This window comes from Janthinobacterium sp. BJB401, from assembly GCF_013372745.1.
Taxonomy (GTDB): Bacteria; Pseudomonadota; Gammaproteobacteria; order Burkholderiales; family Burkholderiaceae_D; genus Janthinobacterium; species Janthinobacterium rivuli.
Genome location: NZ_JABXFH010000034.1, coordinates 57,543 through 63,678 on the forward strand (window position 1 = coordinate 57,543; position 6,136 = coordinate 63,678).

Genomic DNA, 6,136 nt, shown 5'->3' on the forward strand with positions numbered 1-6,136 from the left:
ATTCATTAATTTTTGCGCACGTTACTCAACCATTCGAGCCTTATAGCGTTCAAGCAACTGTTCCGCCATCGCTTCATCTCCCGCAAGCGTCAGCACTCCAAGCACTGACATCGACGCGAGGATTTCGGAAAATCGCAGGGCTTCTAGAATCTCGTCGGTCGAATAGTTCGGTCCAATGCCGTCTTCAGTAATCCAGCGCTGAACATGTAGCCCGCCCGTGTGGGTGTAGGCGCACATAGCCTTCCATGTCCGCCTCTTAATTGCTGAAAGCCCCTGCTCATTGAATGCAGGAGCCTTCTCGATGGCTTCAATCATCTCTGCAAATGTGTTCTTCAGTTCCTTGCCTTCTAAGAACCGCTTGATTTCTTCATCCGTCGCACACGACGCCAGCCATTCGCCCTTTATATAAGCTTCGAACGTAATCCGAACCAAAGAGAAGACGGATGCGTAAAGCCGGGCGTCCAACAGAACAACGATAGCATGGTGGTGGTCCTGGACAATGGCGAAGCAGCCACATGATGCTCGCACCCGGTCATTCGATGGAAGTTCGCTGTTATGAACGATGACGCGGAGCCACTCTTTGTACTTATTGGCGGAGCTAAGTTGCGTATTACTCAACATATTTTATTACCCTTTTCTTGTCCGAAAGTGGGGTTATTTGTACCCCGCGATTGCAGCACTATGGTGTCGCATGGCGGGCACAGCAGCCTGGTGTTCTCTTGGCGGGGGGGGAGGGCGGTCGCCATTCCGGCGCACTGCTTGCAGAAGCCGCTTTGCCCAATACCCGCACTCTTTCCCCGCTTGCTCGTAGATACCGAGCAAGCGGGGAAAGTCTTCTTTGGCTGCCACTTGCACCTCTTGACAACGTTCGGCAATAAAGAGATTCTTTTAAATTTTACAATAGGTATTGACAAGCCAACGGCCTCGACAGCAATAATGTTTTAATCGAATCTATCGAACCAAGTCCACCTATCACGGAAGTAAATGTATGGCTAACGCAGCATCCCGTATCGTAGAGCTCTTAACCTACATCGAGCAAGTCGAAAAGTTGAAAGCGACGCCCGCTTTTTCAGTCCCTACCGAATATTTCGCAGCCTACCAGAACGAATTAAAAGGGCTGCCCGACGTGCATTTCAATGTGCAGGACGACGGTGGTGAAGTGTGGCTGCGTATCCAGCGACTCAAGGAAATCAGCGCGCCGGGCGTCGTCGAACCGCTAAAAGCCTGGGTTACTTTGCCCAAAAGTCCTGAAAAATCCCCTGAGTTGAAGAAGGAGCTGCCAGTCCTTGAAAACAAGGTAGAGGTTGGGCGCAAACTGCTCAGCGACCATCCTGAGATTCAGGCGCTGTTCGACCAGTACGTTACCGAGCAGTGGAGTCCTTGGGCGGCGGCCGAGAGGCCACGACGCAAGACCATCGCGCGCTATAACCAGCTCTTCGCGCTGCAACAGTCGCTTTCGTCCGACGGCTCCGAGGCGCCTCTTGAGTTGGTGTGGGGCATCGGAAATGCGGCTTGGAAGAATCCGACGTTCAAAACGCCAGTCCAATATCCCCTCATCGTCCAGACCTGCGAAATCACGCTCGACACCGACACGTTCGAAATTGAGGTGCGCCCGCGCGAGACCGAACCCCGGCTCGAGATTGATTGCTACGCTGAGATGGAGATATCGGGGGTGCGCCACCTCGAGACGTTCTGGAAAGGCGCAATCGCAGGAGCAGAAACCCGGCCAAACCCATTTGAGGCATCATCGTTTGATGGCGTCCTCAAAGCCGCAGTGGGCCACTTGGACCCTTCTGGCGCATACGAGGTCCTAACAGACGACGTATCGCCGCCAGTCGCGGGCGACGCGTTGAAAATCACGAACACTTGGGTTATCTTCGCCCGCAAACGGTCGGCCGACGTCTATCTGGAGGACGTGCGCCAGTTAAAAGCGAAACTGGAAGTCGCGACGCACATCCCTGCAGTATTAGCCAGTTTCGTCGAAGACGGTGACTCCGCCGTGCGCGCGCGCCCAGAACGAGCGTTCCGGGGGCTGTCTTCCAGCGACGGTGCGCCAGGCGCTTTCGAATTATTCTTCCCGATGCCCTATAACGACGAGCAGGTATCCATCGTCCAGAAGCTTGAGGACAATGACGGCGTTGTAACGCAAGGTCCGCCGGGAACAGGTAAGACCCACACAATTGCGAACGTCATCGCACATTACCTAGCCAACGGTAAGCGCGTCCTTGTAACAGCAAAGGGAGAGTCGGCTCTCGCGGTTCTGCAAGACAAATTACCGGAACGTATTCGACCACTAAGTGTCGCGCTACTCTCCGATGAACGCGACGGCATGAAGCAGTTCGAGCAATCGGTGCAGACGATTGCATCACGGGTCGCGCGCCTAAATCCGGTTCAGTCGGAACAAGCCATCGCGCAGGCCGCGCTGCAGCTCGACCAACTGCATGCAAAGATTGCGCAAGTAGACCGGACCGTCTCCGACTATGCCGAGAAACATATGAAAAGCTACACGTTTCAAGGGCGCGAAGTGTCGCCGGAAGAAATGGCAAAGCTGGTGATGGCTGACGCCGAACTTCATGATTGGTTCGATGACCTGCCTCCTCCAAATGAGGGTGCTCTATCGTTCGATGATGCCGATGTAGGCGGCCTGCGTCGCGCGCGGCAACAAGTTGGCGAAGACCTCGGCTACCTTACCGCGGTGCTACCTGCGCCTGACGACTTCCCGGCTTGGGTGGACCTTGTCGGCGTGCATCGGGACCTGGTTAAGGCTCGAGCAATTGAAAGCAATGTCACGTCTGGCACCGTATTGGCGTTGGCTGACGCTCGCAGCGATACGTTCGAGAAAGCCGAGCTTCTGCTGGTGGCCGTCAATGAACGCGTAGCACTGCGTGCGAAACTGCTCGCCGCCGGTGAGCCGTGGATTGACCCCCTTGGTCCTCGCCTGGCCGAACTACCTGACGATGATACCGTCGGTATTGCCCTCAAGGATATTTGCGCGGAGATTCAGTTATTTGAAGACGCGCGGCGAAAGCTCCTGACGCAGGTCGTCGCCGTTCCTGACGGAGCGGAACTGAATCAGGACTTCCTCGACGCACTGGAGCGCCTGGTGTCAGGCAAGAGCGCCTTCGCCTTGCCCTTTGGTCGAGGAGAGGCGCGTAAAGCCATGAAAGCCGTCACAGTCTTGGGTATCGTGCCGGCGTCGGTCGATGACTGGCGCGTAGTAACGCAGCAGGTTGAATGGCGCCTGTCAGCGAAAAAATTGCTCGTCCGGTGGAACTCGTTGGCAAGCGAATTTGACATCGAGCCGGCCGGCGCAACGTTGGAGAGCGGTTTTAAACGAATTGTCCAGTTAAAAGGTTATGTAGAAGACGTCCGGCATTTGGTTTTTGACCTCGATACGCTGCTGCCTGAAAAAGTCCTTACTGTTTTTGGCCGGCCGGTTGCGGACCAACTGCTGACCATCGGCGAGGACTTCTTTCCGACTATAGTGTCAAGCCTCGAAGCGCACGTTGCCAAGGCTCGTCTGGGATATGCCGTAAAGCGCGTGCAAGAGCTGCTTAGCAAGCTTAATCGATGCACTGGTGGAATTGTCGACGAGTTCCGTGGCTTCATTACCGAATCGATTGGGAGGGCGTCCTGCGACGAAAGCGTACTGCAGACGACTTGGCAAGCGCTGAACTCGGAGCTATATCGCCTCGTATCGATGCGTCCCGCGTTCAGCCAAATTTCGCGCGTTGCGCAGAAACTTGACGCCGCCGGCGCGCCAAATTGGGCCGCCCGCGTACGCAGTGTTCCAGCACAAGTAGAGAGTGACCCGATGGTCCCCGCCGCATGGCTCGAAGCATGGAATTGGCGCCAGGCCACCATGTTCCTTGAACGTATCGACGGGCACCAGAAGCTCCGCGACCTGTTCGAAGAACGCCGCTCACTCACGGCGTCGCTTGCGCGGACGTACCAGGATTTGGTCGCAGAAAAGACCTGGCTCGGTGTATACAACAACTCTCCTGATAACGTGCGGCAGGCTCTACAAGCCTATCTGAACGCCGTCCAGTCAATCGGTGCGGGAACTGGCGTACGTGCCATCAGGCACCGGCAGACCGCGCGAAAGGCGATGCTACGTGCCTACCAAGCAGTGCCGTGCTGGGTTCTCCCGCATTGGAGGGTATCTGAAACCCTACCGTCGGAAATCGGTTTGTTCGACCTAGTCATTGTCGATGAAGCATCGCAGTCCGACATCTGGGCGTTGCCGGCGCTGCTCCGCGGGAAAAAATTGCTCGTCGTCGGCGACCATAAACAGGTCTCGCCGTCAGCCGTAGGGACCGCGGAGGAGAAAATCAAGGAACTCAGCGCGCGCTTCCTAGCGAACCAGCCTCACGGCGCGCAGATGACGCCAGACAAATCGATTTACGACCTCGCCCGGGTGGTCTTTGCTGGCAACTCCGTTATGTTACGAGAGCACTTCCGCAGCGTGCCGGCCATCATCGAGTTCTCAAATCGAGAGTTTTACGAGGGGGAAATCAAAGCGTTGCGTTTGCCAAAGGCTAACGAGCGATTAGACCCGCCCCTTATTGACATCTTCGTTAAAGGCGGTTTTCGCAAAGGTGACGTCAACCCGGCGGAGGCGATTGCCATTGTCGACGAAATCGAGGCCGTGATTGCTGACCCGAATCTGGTGGGCCGCAGTATCGGGGTCGTCACTTTAATGGGTATGGAGCAGGCTGCGTATATTCATGAATTAGTCAGCAAGCGCGTCTCGCCCGCAGACGTCCTGGCTCGCAAGATTGTCGTTGGTGCGGCGCCGATGTTCCAGGGCCGTGAACGGGACATCATGATGGTCTCGATGGTCCTTGGGCCCACTGACCGCGCGACTCAGAACAAAGCGGACATGCAGCAACGGTATAACGTGGCCTTGTCGCGCGCGCGGGACAGGACTTACCTGTTCCGGTCGGTCACCGAGTCGACCTTCAAGGAAGACACGCTGAACTCTAGGCTCATTCGTCACTTCCGGCAACCGTTCCGTCAGGATGTCCGGAAGGTCGGCGCATTGCGCGAGATGTGCGAATCGGGCTTTGAGTTCGAAATGTTCGACGAACTTGTCCGGCGCGGCTATCGGGTACAGCCACAGGTACCGTGTGGCGGCTACTTCATTGACTTCGTAGTCGAAGGCAGTGAGGGCCGTCGCCTCGCGATTGAATGCGATGGCGACCGCTTTCATGGGCCAGGCCAATGGCCAGCCGATATGGCGCGCCAGCGTGTCCTTGAACGTGCTGGTTGGACGTTCTGGCGCTGCTTTGCATCCAGCTTTGTTCGCCGGCGTGACGAGGTTGTCGATGACCTCCTGAAGACGCTAGATAGACTGGGTATCGAGCCTCTTGGGTCTGAGTCTGTCGACAATTCGACTTGGGTCCACGCCCGTGAAGTCGACCCGTACGAAATTGACGTCGCGGCGCCGGTCTAAGAAAGGACAGTCCTTGTTGGCGTCAGTAATTCCAAAACGAATTTGTCCCAGTTTCTGTGTGCAGGGCCGATTTTACAGCGGCCTAGCAGGCATACAAGTTGAATTGATATGGCCATGCAGGGCAAGTACGGGTCGGGGCACGGAGTATTTTTCTGGGATGAGGATGAACTGAATGCCGTGGTCTTTCGGCTCAAGCCAGGCAGCGAATTCGAAATAGGGCGCATGTCTAATTCAGTCGTTGGGCGCGCCCAATCCACGCGGGAATCAGTGGGTGCCTTCAGCGGCACGTATACATTTGAGCGCAGGTCACACAGTTTTTTGCCACTTGCCTATTAGGACAATGATGAACGACCATATTCAGGTGGAGGCCTCAGGGACCACGCAAGAGTCAACGACAAGCGGAACTTCGCCAGAGCTCACTGGTGGGCAGGGCTTCACCTTCGAGGATGCTGTGGCTTCGGTGTATGTCTCTGCTTTGCTTTGCGAAGCGACGGCGCCCGGCCTGCCGGGACGCGTTGTTACCCATGTCTCCGTCCAGCAAGGCTCGTTTGGGCAACCGCTCGATGACCTGATTGTCCAGGCGCGTGGCGCCGACAATGTTTCGATGACCTATAGTGCTCAAGTCAAGCGAAAGCTGGTCATCAGTGCTGCCATCACAAACAACGACTTTCGGGAAACGAT

Annotated in this window: 3 protein-coding genes; 2 read left to right on the forward strand and 1 reads right to left on the reverse strand. The window is 56.1% G+C overall.

Going from position 1 to position 6,136, the window contains the following annotated elements; translation table 11 throughout:
- Positions 1 to 21: 21 nt before the first annotated feature.
- The gene (locus HWE17_RS20105) at positions 22 to 621 is read right to left on the reverse strand and encodes a DUF5677 domain-containing protein (protein ID WP_176389974.1); all 600 of its coding nucleotides are present in this window, start codon (positions 619 to 621) and stop codon (positions 22 to 24) included.
- Positions 622 to 988: 367 nt separating this feature from the next.
- On the opposite strand from HWE17_RS20105, the gene HWE17_RS20110 reads away from it, so the two are divergent.
- Together HWE17_RS20110 and HWE17_RS20115 are read left to right on the forward strand one after the other, a co-directional pair.
- Complete coding sequence (locus HWE17_RS20110) at positions 989 to 5,455, forward strand: AAA domain-containing protein (RefSeq protein WP_176389975.1); 4,467 nt, start codon at positions 989 to 991, stop codon at positions 5,453 to 5,455.
- 343 nt (positions 5,456 to 5,798) lie between these two features.
- Positions 5,799 to 6,136 (forward strand): hypothetical protein (locus tag HWE17_RS20115; protein WP_176389976.1); only part of this gene is annotated, 338 nt, incomplete at its 3' end.

Excerpts from the sequence above, each read along its gene's own strand:
- HWE17_RS20105 (WP_176389974.1), bottom strand. The coding sequence starts at position 621 with ATGTTGAGTAATACGCAACTTAGCTCCGCCAATAAGTACAAAGAGTGG.
- HWE17_RS20110 (WP_176389975.1), top strand. The coding sequence starts at position 989 with ATGGCTAACGCAGCATCCCGTATCGTAGAGCTCTTAACCTACATCGAG.